The following is an 18848-nucleotide window of genomic DNA, read 5'->3' as shown; positions in this document are numbered from 1 at the left end:
TTACTTCTTATTGCCTAGTATAGGTGCTATCCATAGGGCATCCTGGGCAAGTGAGTGAATAACTGTATTTTCTGCAGCTAATTTAGGCGAAATCGAGGAGTTTTACCAAATAACTGGATTTTCTCCCGTTATTTCAAGCAAATTTCATCCTATGGGACATTTCGAGCAAAATTAGATGTAGAAAATCCAGTTAAACTCCCCAAATGCTAGTTTTACCCGGAAATAGATGTAGAAAATCCAGTTAATCTACTCAAAGCTGCCCAGTCTGGGAACGCCAAAGGAAGCAACTAAAAAACGCGGTAAGCAACGGACGATAGTGTCCAAGCTTGCCGCGTTTTTCATTGATGTTAGATTCTGCGGTAACCGCTAGGCAGCCGACCACTGTCACGAATAGCGCGAATCTGTCTTAGCGTCAGGTACTTGTTCGTGGAGATCAACGAATTCGCATCGTTGCCGTTAATGATGTTATCGAAGTCACTGACGTTCCTAACACCGTGGAAGACTCGGAAATCCCCCCTGAATCGCGTGAGGCTGAAGAGAACGAGCGTCGAGTTGGGGTTCGTCGAGAAGAAGCGAAGGCTCTCCATCCCACCCAGTGGCAGATCGAAGTTAGGAATGCCGATGTTGCCGCTTAGGATTGCGCTACCGCCCTGATAATACTTCTCGCTGTAAACCGTTAAGCGGGGATAAATGGGTTTGGCATAGACTGGCATTGGCGCTCAACCTCCTTTCACTGTCTACGATATGTGGACAGGCAAGGGGTTGCTTGGACGTAAACCGATGCATACAAAACCCGGGCATGAATAGAAGATCGGATGCACTCAGTAAAGGAGCTTCCGATCTTTAAACATAATGCGTGGACCGTTGACTAGACCATGGCTTCCTCAAACTCAAATCATCCACCCAATAACTGTCGAGCACGACTTAACACCACTATGCAGCGCTAAGAACCACCCAATCAGCACCAAGCATCACTAAGCAGCGCTAAGCTCCGCCAAGCATCACTAATCACCGCCCAGCAATACCAGCATCACCACCAGCATTACCAGTACCACCAGCACCAACCAATCACCACACCACAGGAATAACTAGATTTTTTCCAGTTAAAAGAGCGCTATTTCACGCATTTGAAGGTTTAGATGTATTTCCTACAGTTAATTCTCAGGTTTTAGCCTGATTTCCAAGAACCGCAAGGAATTAGCTGGATGTTTTCCAGTTATTCGTCTGAAACTAGCGAAATCAGGGGAATTAACTGTAGTTTATACAGGTAATGCCTGGGAAAGGTACTTATGCACAGGCACTCTGTCGCCCGAGTCCGAATCCACCGCAATCGAAGAGAGGCAATCGACGTGATTGCCTCTTCAAGATTAGCTAGTTTGATACCATAGGAGCTTAAGAAGCGCAAATCGATCAATGTTAGTTATAGGAGTTAGTTAAGTATCCTACCGCCGCCGCTCGCGGCGCAGTAAATATATGAAGTACGGCGTCCCGATGACCGCCGTCATGATCCCCACGGGGACCTCCCGTGGGAGAATGATGACGCGGCCGACTAAGTCGCCGAGCAGCATGAGATCCGCGCCGATCAAGGCGGCGAGAGGGATCAACCACTGGTGCCGGCCGCCGATGAGGCTCCGCGCAATATGGGGAGCGATCAGGCCGATGAAGCCGATCGCCCCGACAGCCGACACGGAGATGCCGGCTAGAGCTACTGCGAGCAGCAGCAGCCAGAAGCGCTGCCGCCCGATCCGTACGCCGAGCGCGGCGGTCATCTCATCGCCAAGCTGAAACACGTTCAGCTTGGCGAAGTTTGCCCATACGATGGGCACTAGCACGGCGATCCATGGCAGCAAGCTGTACACGTTGTTCCAGCTGCGGTTCCACAGACTGCCGGAGAGCCAAAGCAGCGCCGCATTAATGTCACTGGGATGGCGGACAATCAGATACTGGATGCCAGCCTGAAAGATCGCCCCAATCGCAATGCCCACTAGGGCAAGATGGGAGGGCCGAAGGCTTAGACGGCGGCTCAGTAGCAGCAGAAGAAGGAAAGCCGCGAAGGCACCGATGAAAGCGGCAATCGGTAAATAATAGCTGGGCAGCTTAGGGAACAAGAAAATGACCCCAGCGGCCATAAAGCCTGCCCCTTTGGTAATTCCGATCACATCGGGGCTCGCCAAAGGATTCCGAATGACGCTTTGGAGAATAGCGCCGCCAACAGCTAGTCCGAAGCCCGCCAATATCGCAACCAGTATACGAGGTAAGCGCAGTTGGTGCACGATGAAATACGAAGGATGCTTCGCATCCGTCACAGCTGCCCACACATCGCGATAAGGTATACGAACCGCGCCGACATGCGCATAGATGATTGCTAAGACGATCATCAGCAAGAAAGCAATGATCAACGAAATAACAGGGATCCGCCATGGTTTAAAGGTTTTTAGGGCCATCATCGAGCCCTCCGTTGCTTCAACGCTAGGTAAATGAAGAACGGTGCGCCGATTAATGAAGTAACGATCCCAACAGGTGACTCGAATGGAAAGGCAATAAATCGGCTAAGAAAATCGGCATACAGTAGAAGAATACCACCGAGTAAAGCCGTTAATGGACCGAGAACGACCAAGTTCGTACCAGCTAATGCGCGCGCAATATGCGGCACGATCAGGCAGACGAAGCCAATCGGACCGCATAACGCTACTGCGGAGCCGGCAAGTACAATGACGAGCAGCACACTGATGCCGCGTACGAACGTGATGCGCCCGCCAAGCCCTGTCGCAATTTCATCGTCGACAAGCAGCAATTTAAATGAAGGGAGCATGAATGCAAACAGCAGCATCCCTCCTATAAAAAACGGGAGAATCACGCGGACCTCGGTCCAAGCGGCTTGACTTAAAGAGCCGACTAGCCAGAAAATCATGCTGTCCGTTGCATGTTGATTCATAATGATGACCCCTTCCGTTAGCGAAGACAAGAGGAAGTGAATCGTAATGCCAGCAAGCGCAATATAGACGTACTGTTTGCTTCCTGTACCTGCAAGTGACCACACTAACAGAGCACCAAGTGCTGCGCCAACAAAAGCGAAAGCAATCAACCCCATGTTGCCGAAATGAGGCAGAAACACAAGTCCAACGACGACCGCTAAAGCACCTCCCGCATTGATGCCGAAAATGTGAGGGGAAGCCAGCGGGTTCTTGGTCGTGAGCTGGGTGAGTAACCCAGCGAGTCCAAGCTGCATCCCGACGATGCAAGCCATGATGGCGCGCGGTAAGCGCAGCGTTTGGACATAGAGGTGAGCCTTATCGCTGCCTTGATAGGTCACAGCTTCGTACAACGTGTGCCAGGACACGGGGGATTGGCCCCATTTTAAACTAGAAACAATCCCAATTAAGATAGCTAGCAGACTCGCAGAAAATAGGAAGAGCAGAGGCCATTTACGGCTCTGCTTCTCAAGGTTTATGGGTTGGTTCATCGAACTACTGCCCCAGATTCTTCACGATATCGTCGAGGATTTTCTCCGACCCGATCATCCCGCGGGATAAGGACCAGTCACGTCGCTCAACAGTGAATACTTTTTTGTTAGCTACAGCATCAATTTTCTGCCACAGCGGATTCTTCTCCCATTCTTGCACGATGGTTACTTTCTCAGTTGGCATCAAGAACAGGACTTTGGGGTTCGCTTCAACCAATTGTTCCAGGGTAATTTGTGGATAAGCTGTCGCATTTTTCACAGGATCATTGTACCCAAGCATAGAGAGGAAGGAGCCGCTGTAGGCATGATCCGAGTGTGCGAAGAAGCCTTTAGGGTTCACAACCGCTGGCAGAACGCTAAGGTTCGATGCGGCAAGTTTCTTTTTCATCGCTTCAACTTTCGTTTGGTGCTCAGCGAGGCGCTTTTTGCCTTCTTCCACTTTACCAACAGCTTGCGCGATAATGCCTACGTTCTTCAGCATTTGGTTGTAGTCCGCTTGGAAGTCATCCAATACAAGGACAGGTGCAATACCTTTGAGCTGTGGAATCGCAGCTTTATGCTTATTAATATCCACGATAATCAGATCGGGTTTAAGGGAAGAAATAAGTTCGATATTAGGCTCGTAACGTGAACCGACGGACGTGTAAGTTTTCAGCAGAGCTTTTACGGAGTCCATCAAAAGATCTGGGGAGCTATCGTCCGCAACACCAATCGGCTGTACGCCAAGCGAAACAAGGATATCTGTAAAGCCGAATTCCATGGCTACGATACGTTCGGGCTTCTTCGGTAATTCAACAGTACCTACTGCATCTTGAACGGTTATTTTGCCATCCGCTTTGGCAGCGGGAGTAGGGCTAGCGGCAACGGATGTCGTTGTTGCAGCTGATTCGGTATTCGTCGCTTTGCCACAAGCAGCGAGGCTTAGTGCAAAAACGCTGATCAGTGCGATAAAGCTAATACGAGTAAAAAGGGATTTCATTTCGGCATTCCTCCGTGACAATGATTATTATTCTCAATGAGTATAATAACGAATTATGGTTGCATAGAACATGTCCAATATGCAGATTGGACATGTCTTATTGTTAGATTTTAGGGTGAATAGTTATATATTCGGAGGGCGTATAGCCTGTCTTTTTCTTGAAAACTTTACTGAAATGGAAGTAATCGACGAAACCGACGCGACTCGCAATCTCTTTGGCCAGAAGATCGGTCTGCAGAAACATTATCTTAGCTTTCTCAATACGCAAGGTATATAAATAGCTCATGAGCGTCTTTCCCGTCATCTTTTTAAATAAAACCGTAAAATACCCCACGCTCATACCTGCACGGCGGGCCAGCATAGGCAAAGTAAGTTCGAGCATGTAATGCTCGTTAATATAGGAAATGGTACCATCGATTGATTCTGACGCTGTCTTCTTCTCCTGGGTTAAATCGGATTCATGCAGATAGATAAATAAGATGCGCTCTAACATCATGCGCATTCGCATGATATGTGTTGTGTCTTCCCAGACAGTCAAAGGATCATGGTCTTGCGTTCTCCGAATAATTTCATCCAGCATATAGTGGATTTTGATTTCGCTTAGGGTGGTAAGGTGTCCTTGCAAGGTCCAATCGTGTTCAGCAGGCAGCATGCTATAGGTAATGATGATGTAATCGACGATTTTTGTTCGGGGTATTTGAATAGTGAAGTCACCTTGGTTGGGATGACACGCATACGCTTGCGAGCAAATAATGGGTTCATGGCCAGCGAAATGTAGTGTGAGATGACCTTGACGGACAATAACAAGTTGATATTTGCTAAGGGTACTTGTAACGGCTGTAGCGGAAGATGCGACTTGAATATGTTCAATTAGTGGAACGAGCGGGATCATTTGATGGAAATTCACAGGGCATGAACTCCTTTCTAAGCAGCGTTGGTAATAGTCTCATAGTGACATAAAAGCCCGGCAGCAACAAGCTTTCACAGACAAAAAAAAGCACCCCAATTCAGGGTGCCGCGCCATCACATCGCGTATACACTTTTACTGATAATTTCTGGTAGTTCAGCGCGTTGGGCTAGATATTGCTCAGGTGTAATGCTGCCATTAAACAGTCGCAATTGCAGTTGCTCCGTGAGTTCTGCTAACTGGAGTTCAATGACCTTCTGAACATCAACCTGATTAGCCCTCGCGATATCGGCTAATGAAAATCCGTTAACCTGTGCTGTATACATATCTTCCTCAGAAGATAACTTTAGGACATGCAATAAATCTTCTTTAATTGGTTTAGGATCGCGTCTACGAATAGGAATCTCCACCCCTACAGATCATGTACTCTATTGTATTCAGAGGGGAGCTAAGTGGAATGGGGAGATATCACAGAATTCGAGAATTTGAATGACCACGGTACTAAAGTCACCATCGCCCCCCGCAAAGTTGGAACGACGGAAAAGTGATGATTCAGGTATGTACACATAATCTCCTGCCGTGGTGTGGCATATTAGTAACAGTCCCAATTGGCTGTAACGGATTACATCTCATCACATTAGGCAAGGAGTGCATGATATCCCTATGAAAATGTTGCGAATTCTCCTACTTTCCCTAGCGCTTATGGCCGGGCAAGTGAGTATGGTTTCAGCGGATGGAACTTATCATTTTGGTTTCAAAAAAAGTGTCAACGGACAGCCGCCATCAATCGATGAAGAGGGATTTAAGAACCTTTTGAAGCAGCGCGGTGCTGTGTTCACAGGCGATCAGTCACAAAAGGAATTGTACTTAACCTTCGATAACGGGTATGAACAAGGTTACACAGGTCGCATTCTGGATGTGCTTAAAGAGAAACAAGTGCCAGCAATATTTTTCGTGACAGGCCACTATATTCGGACGGAGCCAGAGCTGCTCAAGCGCATGGCAGCCGAAGGGCATCTGATCGGCAACCATTCTTGGAGCCATCCCGATATGAGTCAGATTCCGGCGGAGCGCATTCAGAAAGAGTTGAACCAAGTGAAAGACGAAGTCGCCGCGGTGACAGGGCAAAAGGAAATGCATTATCTGCGCGCCCCGCGGGGCATTTTCAATGACCGCTCGCTCGCTGTCAGCCAAGGGCTGAACTATACGAATGTGTTCTGGTCCGTTGCGTATCGCGACTGGGAGCCCAAGCAGCAGAAGGGCTGGGAGTACGCCTACAAGAATGTAATGGCCCAGCTGCATCCCGGGGCTGTTATCCTTTTGCATTCCGTTTCCAGTGACAATACGGAAGCGCTGGGTAGGATCATTGACGCCGCGCGTGCGCAGGGCTACCAATTCAAGAGCCTGGACGAGATGAAGCTTCGCACGCCGTAAAAAGACAGGGAAAACCCCCATAGCTGCTAGAGCTATGGGGTTTTGGTGTTGAGTGGGGGCATAGGGACGCCCGCGGGGCCGTCTCACTCAAGCCTCGCGAATCGCAAAACGCTCGATCATGCCATTGGACGCCCTACCCGTCCTAACGTGCTCGTCCATCCCACCGGATGTCCTGCCTAATGGATTAACTGGATTTTATGCAGCTATTTTGGAGAATTTAGCTCGAATTTTCGAAATAGATGGATTTCCTGTAGTTAATTGAGGCCATTTTTCAGAATAAGCTAAGTGTAGCTTGAAATAACTGTATATTTTCCATCTAAGTTAACATTTCCAAGAGGAAAAGGCTCAAATTAACTACCTAATTTACAGTTATTTCAACCCGAATGCCTCAAATTAGGTTGTCTTCGTCAAATCAGCAAGATTATTTTCAATCTTAGCCTCAGATTTCTTTTGTTCCAACCAAGTTTGGGAAAGGGTTGAAATCTTTTGGTCGACTAACGACTGTTTAATTGTAGCGGTTTTGTCGGCAAGCGTTGGCGTTGAAGCAGCTTTATGATCCGTTACTTTAATAACATCGTAACCTGTTGCCGTTTGTACAGCAGAACTAAGACCGCCTGTTTCCAAAGCAAATGCCGCGGCTTCAAATACCGGATCTCCTTGTCCTGCCGAGATATAGCCTAGATCTCCACCTTTATCCTTGGTTGCTGTATCCGTAGAACTTTCTTTCGCAAGTGTTGCGAAATCTCCGCCGCTTTTCAACTTCGCGATAATAGCTTCAGCTTCAGCTTCCGTTGCTACTGAGATATGAGAAGCTTTTACTTGCGCAGGCACCTTTAATGACTCTAAATTTTCATCATAATATTTTTTGATTTCATCGTCAGTGACCGTAACTTGTGGCTCCAAAATCTTTTTTAGTGTCACTTGAGACTGCATATTTTTCTTCAAATCGTCCAATGTCATGCCATAGTTAGCAAGAGCTTGGTTAAACTCATCCTCGGAACCATACGTAGCTTTAATTGTTTGAATCTCATTCGTTACATCCGCATCTGTAATTTGGATGCCCGCTTTCTTACTCTCCTGGGAGATAAGTTCTTCCGTGATCATCGAGTCTAGCGTTTGCGCTCCGCCACTAGTTACCAAAGCGTTATACAGCTTAGACGTACTTATTTCAACTCCGTTGACCTTGGCAACGGCTTTTTCATCGTTAGTTTTAGCACCAGGTGGAAATACCGAAGCGTAAGCAATTAAACTAACCAGAAGGACGGATGAGGTCCATACCCATATGCGATTGTTTTTTGAATTCATATATATACTTCCTCTCGTGATGTGGCTGTTAGTGTCGTTCTCGTTCTGAACCCCATTATGCCTGACCAAGCTGAAGGAAGTATGAGCGTAAGCTGAACGTGAGCTTAATACATATCACTTGCAAATTAATAAATTGTACACAATTAAATCGTTGACTAAATAAAATTCGCGTGATATGATTCATTCATAAGGTTTGTCACAAATTTAATTGTACGCAATATGAATTCATAGCATTAGCATCATGTAGTAAACAAGGAGGAATTCCTATGCATCACAAAGCGATCATTATCGGAACGGGACCTGCGGGACTAACCGCAGCCATTTACTTAGCAAGAGCGAACATTTCACCGCTAGTTATAGAGGGCATACAGCCAGGTGGTCAATTGACCACCACAACAGAAGTCGATAACTTCCCAGGTTTCCCTGATGGGATTACAGGGCCTGAGCTGATGGATAACATGCGGAAACAAGCACTTCGCTTCGGGGCAACGATTCAGTCGGGGCGCGTAGCGGAGGTAGACTTCTCCAAACGCCCATTTACCTTATTCCTCGAGGATGGCGGGCAATTGACCGCGGACTCGCTCATCATTTCAACAGGTGCAACGGCTAAGAAATTAGGGATTCCTGGTGAAGCCGACAATATCGGCAAAGGGGTAAGTACCTGCGCAACGTGTGACGGATTTTTCTTCCGAAACAAGAAAATCATCGTCATTGGCGGAGGCGACACCGCAATGGAAGAGGCGCAGTTCCTGACGCGGTTCGCTTCCGAAGTACGTGTAGTACATCGTAGAGACGATCTCAAAGCATCGAAAATCATGCAAGATCACGCTCGCGGCAATAGTAAAGTAGCTTGGAGCTTGAATCGCACGCCACTTGAAGTGGTTGCAGGACCAATGGGTGTGACAGGATTGAAAGTTCACAATAACGCTACAGGTGAAGAAGAATTACTTGAAGCAGATGGGATTTTTCTAGCCATCGGGCATACCCCGAACACGGGTTTCTTAGGCGGGCAACTGCCAACTGATGAGCTCGGTTACTTGCAAGTGATCCCAGGTACATCTCAAACGACAATCCCAGGCGTATTCGCTTGCGGCGATGTACAAGATCGGATTTACCGCCAAGCGATTACCTCAGCAGGAAGCGGTTGTATGGCTGCGCTAGATGCTGAACGTTTTATTTCAGAGCATGCTTCACAAGAACAAGAACTAGCACTTCAAGGAGGAATGAGCTATGTCCGTTAATCATATATCTGATGCTACTTTTTTAAATGAAACAAGTACGGGTACCGTCCTCGTCGATTTCTGGGCGCCATGGTGCGGCCCTTGTAAAATGATCGCTCCGATTCTAGATGAACTATCAGCCGAAATCGGTGATACGGCCAAAATCGTTAAAATCAACGTCGATGATAACCCAGAATCCGCTGCGAAATACAACGTGATGAGTATTCCGACATTACTTGTTTTTAAAGATGGTCAAGTGGTTGATCAGTTGGTTGGGTTACAGAGCAAAGAGAAGTTGAAAGCTGTAATTGCAGCGGTATAAGGTAAGCCGTCATCATAAACGAAGTATACCCATATACGAAAAATACCCATTTACATCTACCTTAGGAGGATTACGATATGACACAGACACATTTACAAGAACGCACAGGAGTCGCTACCCTTGGAGGCAACCCAATTACTTTACTGGGCCCAGAAATCAAAGTAGGGGATCAAGCGCCGGATTTTAAAGTAAATAAGGATCTGATGACCGAAGTCAGTCTGGCGGATTATGCAGGGAAAGTGAAGCTTATTTCCGTGGTGCCGTCCGTCGATACAGGGACATGTGACGCTCAGACTCGCCGCTTTAATGTGGAAGCTGACAAACTTGGTGACGATGTCGTTATTTTGACGATTTCGGTGGATCTGCCTTTTGCACAAAGCCGTTTCTGCGGAGCTGCGGGGATTGATAAAGTCGTCACCCTTTCTGATTACAAAAACCGTTCATTCGGGCAAGCTTACGGCGTGCTTATCAAAGAAATCCAGTTGGATCAGCGGGCAATCTTCATCGTGGATGCGAACGATACCGTGCGCTACGTGGAGTATTTGACAGAAATGAGCAACCATCCGAATTATGAGGCGGCTTTGGAGGCTTTGAGAACGTTAGTATAAAATGTCGATGTCAAATGTCGAGATGAAAGAAAGAGCAGTCATCCCTTGTGGGATGGCTGCTCTTTGGTTTGGGGGGCGATGGTGGCACGCCAGCGCACAAAAGTTGTGCGCAAGGGCAACGGCCGGGCCAGCTGCGCACGCCAGGCAGGAGCCGCAGCCGCTACCGCCGCGCCAGCGCGATCTCGCGGCTGCCCTTGACCATGCCCGCGCCGCAGAGCGGGCACGCCTTCGCCGCGAGTCGTGCCTCCTGCGGCGAAGAGATCCGCGACCAGGCTTTGCAGCCGGTCGCGCTGCACAACCACGCCGCGACCCGCTCGGTCGCGGTCGGGGCACTGCCGCCAGTCGCAGCTCCGCTCGCGACTGAACGCCCGGCCGCAGCTCCGCCAGCGGCCGAGAACCCGCCAGCCGGCTTGCTGCGGCTGGTCACAGCCCCTGCGTCCGCGCCAGGGAACGCGGACAATAGAAAGCGGGAAGGCTCCGCCTTCTTCCCGCGGTAGAACGCTGGCGAGCTGATTAGCAGCTCGCCTTTGGCCCTTGTCACGGCGACATAAGCCAGTCGCCGTTCTTCCTCGAGCGCGGCAGCAGCCTTGTCCCGCGCAACGACGCCCGCCATTTTGACATCGTCCAAATGGCCTGCATCGAGTGCCGAGCTATGCGGCATATTGCCTTCAATCGCACAGAGCAGGTACACGATCGGGAACTCGAGTCCCTTCGATTTATGAATGGTCATCAGCGAGATTTTGTTCGCGAATTGATCTTTGCTTTGAGCGCGCATTTCCGTGCGTTTTTCAGCTACTTCATGGATAAAATAAAGAAACTGCTCGACCGTATTGAACCGCTTAGCCGAAGACTCCAGCTCATCCAGCGTTTCTTTCAGCATTTCACGATGTTGCGTGAGCTTGCTGCGCTTGTTAGTTTCCAGGAAGGCATCGTAAAAATCCTTGCGAATCACTTGAATGGCCGCGAGCGGTGTCATCTCCACGAGAGATTTGATCAACCGAATGCGGGCTTTCACCTTTTCTTTCTGAAATTCTTTTAACTGTGGAAGCCCCAGTAGATGAATGAGAGGCCACTTTTTCGGCTGAATCGCTTCTTGATCTTGAATAATGCGCATGCCTTGGTCTCGTCCAATATATAATGAGGGGAGGACGCCTTCGATGGCTTCGAAATTCCGCCGCTCTTGCGCAATCCGCAAATGATCAATAATCGGCTTCACCATCCACTGTTCATAGAACGAATCATTAGTGCCATAATCCACGAAAGGGAGGTTATGCAGAATGAGCCCCTCAATAATAGCCCGACTGTTGCTCGCTGTTCGATACAAAATCGCGAAATCCCCATATTGGCAGCCGCCCTCAGCAACTTTAAGCCGGATGTCGTCGATTAACCAATCCGCCTCGTCATCACTATTTGCAGGTTTCACATAGTGCGGTTTATGGGTACTTTCTTTTGTAGCGAGGAGCGTTTTCAATTTACGCTGTTTGTTATGCTTAATGATGGCATTGCCTAAGCCGACAATACTCGATGTTGACCGATAGTTGATATCCAGCGTGACGGTTGTTGCAGTGGGGTACTCTTCATGGAATTGCAAAATAAATTCATTTCTCGCCCCATTGAACGAGTAAATCGTCTGGTCATCGTCACCAACAACCATTAAATTCTGATGGGCGGCCGCAATCATTTTAACTATTTCATATTGCACGGTGTTCGTATCCTGGAATTCATCGACGCTGATGTAGGTAAACTTACGTTGCAAGGAACGCAGAATGTCAGGATTCTGGAGGAGTAGTTGGTACGCTTTGATCAAAATATCGTCGAAATCGATCTTCTGCTGTTCCATTTTCCATTGCTCGTACTGCATGAAAATCTTCTTGGTTTCCTGTTCCTCTTCCGTGCCTTCAGGTAGATCTTCGACCTCGATGAGCTGCATTCTGTAAGAGGAGAGCAGTGAAATAAGCACTTCAGGCTGATACGTATCCTGTAAGCCCATACTAAGCATGATCCGCTTAAAAACAATTTGCTGAAAGCGGCCATCGCTCAGAATCTCCTGCTGCAGCCCGTTCATCCGCAGGATTCGCAGGCAGAACGCATGAAAAGTACGCACCTGCATCACGCCCGCCATACTTGCATGAAGACCGGGCATCGTCGTGAGACGTTCCCGCATTTCTTCAGCGGCCTTTTTGGAAAACGTAATAAGAAGCAGATTTGCAGGTTGTACCTGATGAACACGGAGCAAATAAGCGACACGGCACACCAGTACCGTCGTTTTTCCAGAACCAGCACCAGCCAGGGTGAGTAGAGGGCCCTTGAAGTGTCTGACAGCCTTGATCTGAGCTTCATTAAGCAGGATACCATGCTCTTCCAAGTCGCGGAAGAAATAACTATCCGAATCGTGATCGGGTACGAGCGTAGTACTATTGGTAAGAAGCGCCATTTGGGCATGCGGAATCGGGCGTTCTGTAGTTGGTTTAAAGCCTAATGGCGTTGTATACATAGGGATAGAATTCACGTGACCACCTGTTTCTTAACAATGTTACTTGCAAGACTGAACCATCTATTCTACCACAATTATAGCCGTATGAAAGGAAAAATAGCCGTATGGTTAAATCTTACGTTAAATTGCTGTGGGGCCAGTTCAACGAACATGATGCCACAGGGCTTGCAGCGCAGTGCGCGTACTATTTTCTGCTCTCCCTTTTTCCATTACTGCTGTTCGTCATGAGTTTACTCGGCTACTTGCCATTCTCGTCCGACGATGTCGTTGGCTTAATTCGGGAGTATATTCCGGGTGCTGTGGCTGGGTGGCTCGAGGAAACACTTAGTAACCTGCTCAATGTCAAAAGAGGCGGCACACTCTCCTTCGGTTTAATCTTGGCCTTAGTGAGTGCCAGCGCAGCGATGAACGCCATTGTTCGGGCTGTTAACAAAGCGTATGGATTGCCCGCACGTAAAAGCTTCATTCACTCTCGCTTTTTAGCGATTATGCTTACCTTGGGTATGTTAGTCGTAATCATTTCAGCGCTGTTGCTCAGCGTGTTCGGTCACTGGATTGGGGATTGGTTGGCGGAGCACGTCCATGTGGCATCTGCCCATATCGAGCTGTGGAACAATTTGCGTTGGGTTATTAACTTTGTCATCATTTTCATCGTATTCATCGGCATTTACTTTATCGCACCCAACACTTGCTTAACGTGTAAAAGCGTACTGCCCGGCGCCCTGTTCGCCGCCATCGGTTGGCAGGGAACGTCGCTTGCGTTCTCCTTCTATGTCAACAGCTTCACCAACTACAGCGCGACGTATGGCAGCATTGGCGGAATTATCGTCCTGATGACCTGGTTCTACATTTCAGCACTCATCATTATTATCGGCGGTGAAATTAACGCATTGCGCCATGTGAAAAATATCCACAAAGCCAATACGGCCCATAATACGACCGAAAAGAACCGAGTCTGATTTCATCAGAATCGGTTCTTTTCGGTAATCAGTTTGGTAGGGGCAAGGTCGGTCAGCTTGTGCACTCACCAGCTCAAAATGCCACCCTCCAACCGCTTAACGCCCCGGATTTTGCCAAGCTGCTCCGCCAGTTGGAACAGAGCCAAATCTTTCACCTTCGCCTCAATCATGACATCGACGCGGGGAAGATCAATTTCTTTGCAGCTTTTGAGAAAAGCTGTAAGCATCTCCGGATTGATGTAATCCGAGTGGGAGCGAAACTCTTTCTCACTCTTGGGCGAGGAGACGTGGATCTTCATCGGCACGTCGCCCCATGTCTGCGCAATTTGGGGGAGCAGCTCGATGGGAGAAAGGGCTGAGGGATTGCACCAATCATGATGCAAATCGAGCATGCACGGTCGCTGCAGCCTCTGGCTCACAGCAAGCGTTTCCTCCAACGTATATGTTTTATCGTCGTTCTCAAATGTGAGCCGCTTCATCACATGCTCCGGCACTTTTGGGGCATTGTCGTAAAGCTTCTGCGTCGCAGCGATCTTATCGCCGTACACCCCGCCAACGTGGATGTTGATGATGGCAGCCTCGTCCAGCCCCATGCCATCCAAAATGGCCGCATGATAATTCAAATCTTCGATGGCGGCATCCACGACTTTATCGCTGCCATTGAGCAGTGTGAATTGGTTTGGATGCATGCTGAGCCGCATATCGTGCGCCTTTGCGAAGTCGCCGAGCTTGCGAAGATCATCCGCGTACTCCGCGGCGACGTCGATCCGTACATCGGGATGTGTGGCTAGCGGGATTAACGCAGATGACAGCCGAAACAGCCGGATGCCATGGGCTGCGTTGTAATAGAGAATCCGCTGCGTAGCTTGCAGGTTTTTGCGGCCAATATCAATGGCTCGCTGCATAGCCTCCTCGCGCGGTCGCTCCGAGAACAGTTTATATGTGAATGTCGAGCTAGGTGTATTATTAAAAATTGCCATTGCAGTAGATACGAAACCAAGTCGAATAATCACGTGCGTGCATCCCCCGTTGCTAAAATAGTTAGTAGTTACTCTAGTGTACCCTTTTTTATAGCTGGATTTCTCATAAATTTTCATCTGGCTCCCAGCAGCACACCAAAGCCCCCTACCACAGGTTAGGGTCGCCATCCGTTAGCACTACAATTAGGGAAGATTTCCATCGAATCGGTTAGTGTAGTGCCGTGAGGGAGGTCTGCTAACTAGTTGATGAGAGTGGCGCTAGGAGGAGGTCTGTTAACTAGTTGATGAGAATGGTGCTAGGAGGAGGTCAGATAATGATGACAAGTGTGAGAGAGCGAGAATTCCTCGCCAACTAATCAACTTTTTTGAAGGTGGCGAGGAATGATTATTATTGTTGTAAGAAGAATCTGAGCTCGGCGGTGATGATGACGAAAAGCCTCCCCTCCACAAGGTTTAAGTGGAGGGGAGGCTACAAAGTCGAGCTCGTACAGTAGTTTAACTGTAAAAAGTACAGCTAATTTGCCGTTATTCAGCCAGAAATTGAAAATAGATGGAAAAAGTCCATCTATTTCTCGCCATTCCGCTGAATATCTCGGTTTTGTGCAGAAATAACGGGAGTTTTTCCAGTTATTTCGTTAAATGAGTCGATATCGCGAAAATTAGATGGAAGTTTTCCATCTAATCGTTCCGTGTGTCGGCGGTGATGGCGGTGATGGCGGTCACCCATCTATTCGTATAGGTGGCGCTGGTGAGTCAGTTAGCCACCGACCGCCAGTCCCACCTGCTTCACAATCCTTAAACCCGCTCAACCTTCAACAGGTTAGTCGTACCGGATTTCCCGACCGGAATACCTGCGGAGACGACGGTGAGGTCGCCTTTCTTCACATAACCAAGCAACTCTGCTTGGCCGATCGCGGAGCGAATCATCGCATCCGTGGATTCGCAGAACTCACCAAGCACAGGAATAACACCTTGCACCATGCTCAATTGGCTAATGGCGTGCAAGCTATTCGTTACCGCGATAATCGGTGCTTCTGGGCGGTACTTCGCGATCATGCGCGCCGTGAAGCCTGTCTCTGTCGGTGTGAGGATCGCCGCAGCATGCAGTTTGTTCGCGGAGGAGACAACCGCTTGGCACAACACTTCGGTGATTTCGTTGTTGGATTCTAGCTGTGCATCAACCAAGGAGCTGCGCACCATGGTTTGCTCGACGCGCTCAGCGATCGTTGCCATCATTGTCACGGACTCGATCGGATATTTCCCAGCGGCAGTCTCGCCAGAAAGCATGACAACGTCACTGCCGTCAAGCACGGCATTCGCCACGTCACTCACTTCAGCGCGAGTCGGACGCGGGTTGCGCTGCATGGAATCCAGCATTTGCGTAGCTGTGATAACGGGCTTGCCAGCAAGGTTACAAGCGCGAATCATGTCTTTTTGAGCAATTGGCACTTCCTCAGTTGGAATCTCAACCCCAAGGTCACCACGGGCAACCATGATGCCATCGGATGCTTCCAAGATGGAAGCGAAGTTTGTCATGCCTTCTTCGTTCTCGATTTTGGAGATAATCGGTGTTAAACCAGCCCCATGCTGTTCCAGAAGCGCGCGAACCTCACGAACATCGTGGCCGTTACGAACGAAGGACATTGCGACGATCGAAATATTTTCCTCTACGCCGAATTTGATGTGCATCACATCGCGCTCCGTCACACCCGGCAAGGATGTGCGTACGCCTGGTAAGTTAACACCTTTGCGTTGTTTCAATTGAGCAGGGTTCAAAACGCTGCAAGTTACTTCTGTGCCATCGATCATTTCAACGCGAAGTTCAATGGAGCCGTCGTCGATCAATACCAGATTGCCTGGCTTAACATCCTGCGGCAAACCTGGGTAGTTCACGGATACGCGGCTGGAGTCGCCGATAATTTGTTCCGTCGTCAAGACGATACGATCGCCCGTTTGCAAGTCATAGGAAGCATCTTTCAATTGACCGATGCGGATTTCAGGACCTTTGATATCCATTAGAATCGGGATAATAACGCCCATTTCTTGTGCAGCTTGACGTACACGCTGAATACGACCACGGTGCTCATCGAGATCGCCATGCGCCATATTTAAACGCGCGACGCTCATGCCGGCGCGAATTAATTCTTTCAGAGTAGAGACGGAGTCGCATGCTGGACCCATGGTACAAATAATTTTCGTTTTACGCATTGTGAAGGACTTCCTTTCGCATGTAGAAGATTAGTTGGCTTCATTATATGCCTTATTCATGTGATTTTCTATGAACTATAGTATGATACATGTAATATAGTATTATTAGAAGAGGCGAGGATCTTATGCAGCTAACGGGGTTTCACTATGATAAAAGTAGTACATGGAACGAGGAACAACCCAATGAACGACCAGATTGGACACTCATTTTCGTGATCTATGGCCATTGTGTGTACTGGATCAATGAGAAAAAACAAGTGCTAGAAAAAGGGCAATGGCTGCTCATTCCGAGTGAAACTCCCTTCTATGGGCGTAGTGTACCTACGAAAATTCATGAGAAATTTGTGCTTCATGTAAATGCACAAGCAGCGCAAGACATCTTTCCGCTACTGCAACAACCATCCTATACCTGCCGTCAGACAGGTAAATTCGACATCATCGCAGATCGACTGCGCTTGATTCACCGCGGCTGGCAAGACAAACAGCCCTATTACATGGCGCTGTGTGAAGCGCATCTGCAAGAGCTCTTTGTGTATCTCCAGCGGGAGTGGGATCAGGCTGCGACGACGTCGGCAACCGCACTGCTCGTGGAGCAAATGAAGGGCTATATCCAGAATCATTATCGCGAGCATGTTACCAAGGACGAGTTAGGCACTTGTATTTCTCGCTCGCCGAATTATGCGGCTTCGCTTTTCCGCCAAGTCACAGGTCAAACCATCAGTGAATTCGTGCATGTCACGAGGATCAAAACAGCCGTCTACATGCTGCGTCACTCCGCCCTGACCGTCACTGAAATCGCCGAGTTTATCGGCTATAATGATCCGTCTTATTTCTATCGCGTATTTCGAAGAATGACGGGGCTAGTGCCAACCGAGCTCGTTTCAGATCGGGAAACGATTCGCAAATAATTACATTGTTCCGCCGCCAAGGCGTATGTTCGCAGGTATTTGCTCAGGACCTTTGTTAATATAGTCGTGAATGAACGTGCCTACACTAGCTTCATCGAATTTGGCGAGGTTCATTGTTTTCGTCCAAGCCGTAACGACAACCTCTTGATCGGCAGGTACATCCGGATTCGGAACCGCAAGAACACCTGCACCAGCCGTCCGGAAGTGGGTCAAATATTCTAAGCGATCGGTCAGCTCTTTCGGTGCATCGGGATGGTAATGAATGATAATATCGCCATGTTCCAAGTTGTGGACAAGCATCTCGTAACCAGGTCTTTCCTTGTAGAAACCAAATTTCAAATCATGCGGGCTATGCGTACCTGAAGTAGGGATTTTCATTTCATACATCAAGGTACCGTCTTTATGATCGCGCCCATAGTCCTTATCTGTTGTGACCTGAATGTTGGCTTCGGAATTTAGCTTGTCTAGACTGTATTTGCCTGCTGAACTTTGAATGAGTGAAGTACCGATGGAGCCGAGGGCGATAATGAGCAAGGCATGAGAAATCAGTTGCCAGGTCTTATGCTTCTTCTTCAGGGCTTGCTTTTCAGCCTTTTTCAATCTCGAGGTGTTATCTTTGTTAATTCTTGCTGCGAGCACATAACCAACGATAGCTGCAATGAATAGAGCTAGTCCGATATAGAGCAATATAGTCATCATTTCAATCCCTTTCTGCGTCATGGAATCATCCATATTGAATAAGTTCTTTGCTAAAAATAATAAGCACACTACAAATTGTAGTTTTCTAAGGAGTGGAAGTCAACTTCTAAAGTTATCCTGATTTTTAGAGAGTTACATAGAGGATATTGTGAATTTCTTGTGGAGAAGAGGGGAATGTCTAATTATGCAGATAGGATTCAGAGAGAGTTTAAATCTAGGGATTGTGTTGCTTTCGATAATAAATGGTTTTCTCGGAGACATTAAATCAACGTATAATGGAATTCGTACAATGCATGTTGTGCGTCTTTTCAACAATATATGACATCATATGATAAAAGAATATATTCCCATTTTAACACATT

At 48.1% G+C, this 18848-nt stretch carries 17 protein-coding genes; 6 read left to right on the top strand and 11 right to left on the bottom strand.

Going from position 1 to position 18848, the window contains the following annotated elements; translation table 11 throughout:
• Positions 1 to 347: 347 nt before the first annotated feature.
• From A8708_RS00720 to A8708_RS00695, 6 genes are all read right to left on the bottom strand, one after another.
• Positions 348 to 713, bottom strand: a complete 366-nt coding sequence (locus A8708_RS00720) for a hypothetical protein (protein ID WP_068661628.1) — start codon at positions 711 to 713, stop codon at positions 348 to 350.
• 729 nt (positions 714 to 1442) lie between these two features.
• Positions 1443 to 2444, bottom strand: coding sequence for a FecCD family ABC transporter permease (locus A8708_RS00715; protein WP_068661627.1), 1002 nt, complete (start codon positions 2442 to 2444; stop codon positions 1443 to 1445).
• Entirely contained in the window at positions 2444 to 3463 is a 1020-nt protein-coding gene (locus A8708_RS00710; RefSeq protein WP_068661626.1) for a FecCD family ABC transporter permease, read from the bottom strand. Before A8708_RS00710 ends, A8708_RS00715 begins: the two co-directional genes overlap by 1 nt.
• Positions 3464 to 3467: 4 nt before the next feature.
• A complete protein-coding gene (locus tag A8708_RS00705; protein WP_068661625.1) occupies positions 3468 to 4442 on the bottom strand; it encodes an ABC transporter substrate-binding protein in 975 nt (324 codons plus the stop codon).
• A 103-nt stretch (positions 4443 to 4545) separates the two neighbouring features.
• Positions 4546 to 5349, bottom strand: a complete 804-nt coding sequence (locus tag A8708_RS00700; RefSeq protein ID WP_068661624.1) for a helix-turn-helix transcriptional regulator — start codon at positions 5347 to 5349, stop codon at positions 4546 to 4548.
• 116 nt (positions 5350 to 5465) lie between these two features.
• On the bottom strand, positions 5466 to 5759 hold the full coding sequence (locus tag A8708_RS00695) for a hypothetical protein (RefSeq protein ID WP_068661623.1): 294 nt from the start codon (positions 5757 to 5759) through the stop codon (positions 5466 to 5468).
• 253 nt (positions 5760 to 6012) lie between these two features.
• Here A8708_RS00695 and pdaA point away from each other — a divergent pair, with 253 nt between their 5' ends.
• Complete coding sequence (gene pdaA / locus A8708_RS00690) at positions 6013 to 6783, top strand: delta-lactam-biosynthetic de-N-acetylase (protein WP_068661622.1); 771 nt, start codon at positions 6013 to 6015, stop codon at positions 6781 to 6783.
• Positions 6784 to 7176: 393 nt separating this feature from the next.
• On the opposite strand, the gene A8708_RS00685 is transcribed toward pdaA, so the two are convergent.
• On the bottom strand, positions 7177 to 8088 hold the full coding sequence (locus A8708_RS00685) for a peptidylprolyl isomerase (protein ID WP_068661621.1): 912 nt from the start codon (positions 8086 to 8088) through the stop codon (positions 7177 to 7179).
• A gap of 266 nt (positions 8089 to 8354) precedes the next feature.
• On the opposite strand from A8708_RS00685, the gene trxB reads away from it, so the two are divergent.
• The 3 genes from trxB to tpx all read left to right on the top strand — a co-directional run bounded on the left by trxB (position 8355) and on the right by tpx (position 10238).
• Positions 8355 to 9329 (top strand): thioredoxin-disulfide reductase, encoded by a 975-nt coding sequence (gene trxB / locus A8708_RS00680; protein WP_068661620.1) that lies wholly within the window; start codon positions 8355 to 8357, stop codon positions 9327 to 9329.
• Entirely contained in the window at positions 9319 to 9630 is a 312-nt protein-coding gene (trxA, locus tag A8708_RS00675; RefSeq protein ID WP_068661619.1) for a thioredoxin, read from the top strand. Before trxB ends, trxA begins: the two co-directional genes overlap by 11 nt.
• Before the next feature lie 77 nt (positions 9631 to 9707).
• On the top strand, positions 9708 to 10238 hold the full coding sequence (tpx, locus tag A8708_RS00670; protein WP_068661618.1) for a thiol peroxidase: 531 nt from the start codon (positions 9708 to 9710) through the stop codon (positions 10236 to 10238).
• Between the two features lie 160 nt (positions 10239 to 10398).
• On the opposite strand, the gene A8708_RS00665 is transcribed toward tpx, so the two are convergent.
• Positions 10399 to 12747 (bottom strand): UvrD-helicase domain-containing protein, encoded by a 2349-nt coding sequence (locus A8708_RS00665; RefSeq protein ID WP_068661617.1) that lies wholly within the window; start codon positions 12745 to 12747, stop codon positions 10399 to 10401.
• A gap of 89 nt (positions 12748 to 12836) precedes the next feature.
• Between A8708_RS00665 and A8708_RS00660 the strand changes: the two genes are divergently transcribed.
• Positions 12837 to 13691: a YihY/virulence factor BrkB family protein gene (locus A8708_RS00660; RefSeq protein WP_068661616.1), complete on the top strand. Its 855-nt coding sequence runs from the start codon at positions 12837 to 12839 to the stop codon at positions 13689 to 13691.
• A gap of 65 nt (positions 13692 to 13756) precedes the next feature.
• Here the strand turns inward: A8708_RS00660 and uvsE are convergent, their stop codons facing one another.
• Together uvsE and pyk are read right to left on the bottom strand one after the other, a co-directional pair.
• Positions 13757 to 14704, bottom strand: coding sequence for a UV DNA damage repair endonuclease UvsE (gene uvsE, locus A8708_RS00655; protein WP_068661615.1), 948 nt, complete (start codon positions 14702 to 14704; stop codon positions 13757 to 13759).
• Between the two features lie 762 nt (positions 14705 to 15466).
• Entirely contained in the window at positions 15467 to 16879 is a 1413-nt protein-coding gene (pyk, locus tag A8708_RS00650; RefSeq protein ID WP_068661614.1) for a pyruvate kinase, read from the bottom strand.
• Between the two features lie 125 nt (positions 16880 to 17004).
• Here pyk and A8708_RS00645 point away from each other — a divergent pair, with 125 nt between their 5' ends.
• Positions 17005 to 17787, top strand: coding sequence for a helix-turn-helix transcriptional regulator (locus tag A8708_RS00645; RefSeq protein WP_068661613.1), 783 nt, complete (start codon positions 17005 to 17007; stop codon positions 17785 to 17787).
• Here the strand turns inward: A8708_RS00645 and A8708_RS00640 are convergent, their stop codons facing one another.
• Positions 17788 to 18507 (bottom strand): DUF3105 domain-containing protein, encoded by a 720-nt coding sequence (locus A8708_RS00640; protein WP_167355838.1) that lies wholly within the window; start codon positions 18505 to 18507, stop codon positions 17788 to 17790.
• Positions 18508 to 18848 lie beyond the last annotated feature (341 nt).

This window comes from Paenibacillus oryzisoli, assembly GCF_001653565.1.
Lineage (GTDB): Bacteria > Bacillota > Bacilli > Paenibacillales > NBRC-103111 > Paenibacillus_E > Paenibacillus_E oryzisoli.
This window is presented reverse-complemented; position numbering and strand designations above follow the sequence as displayed.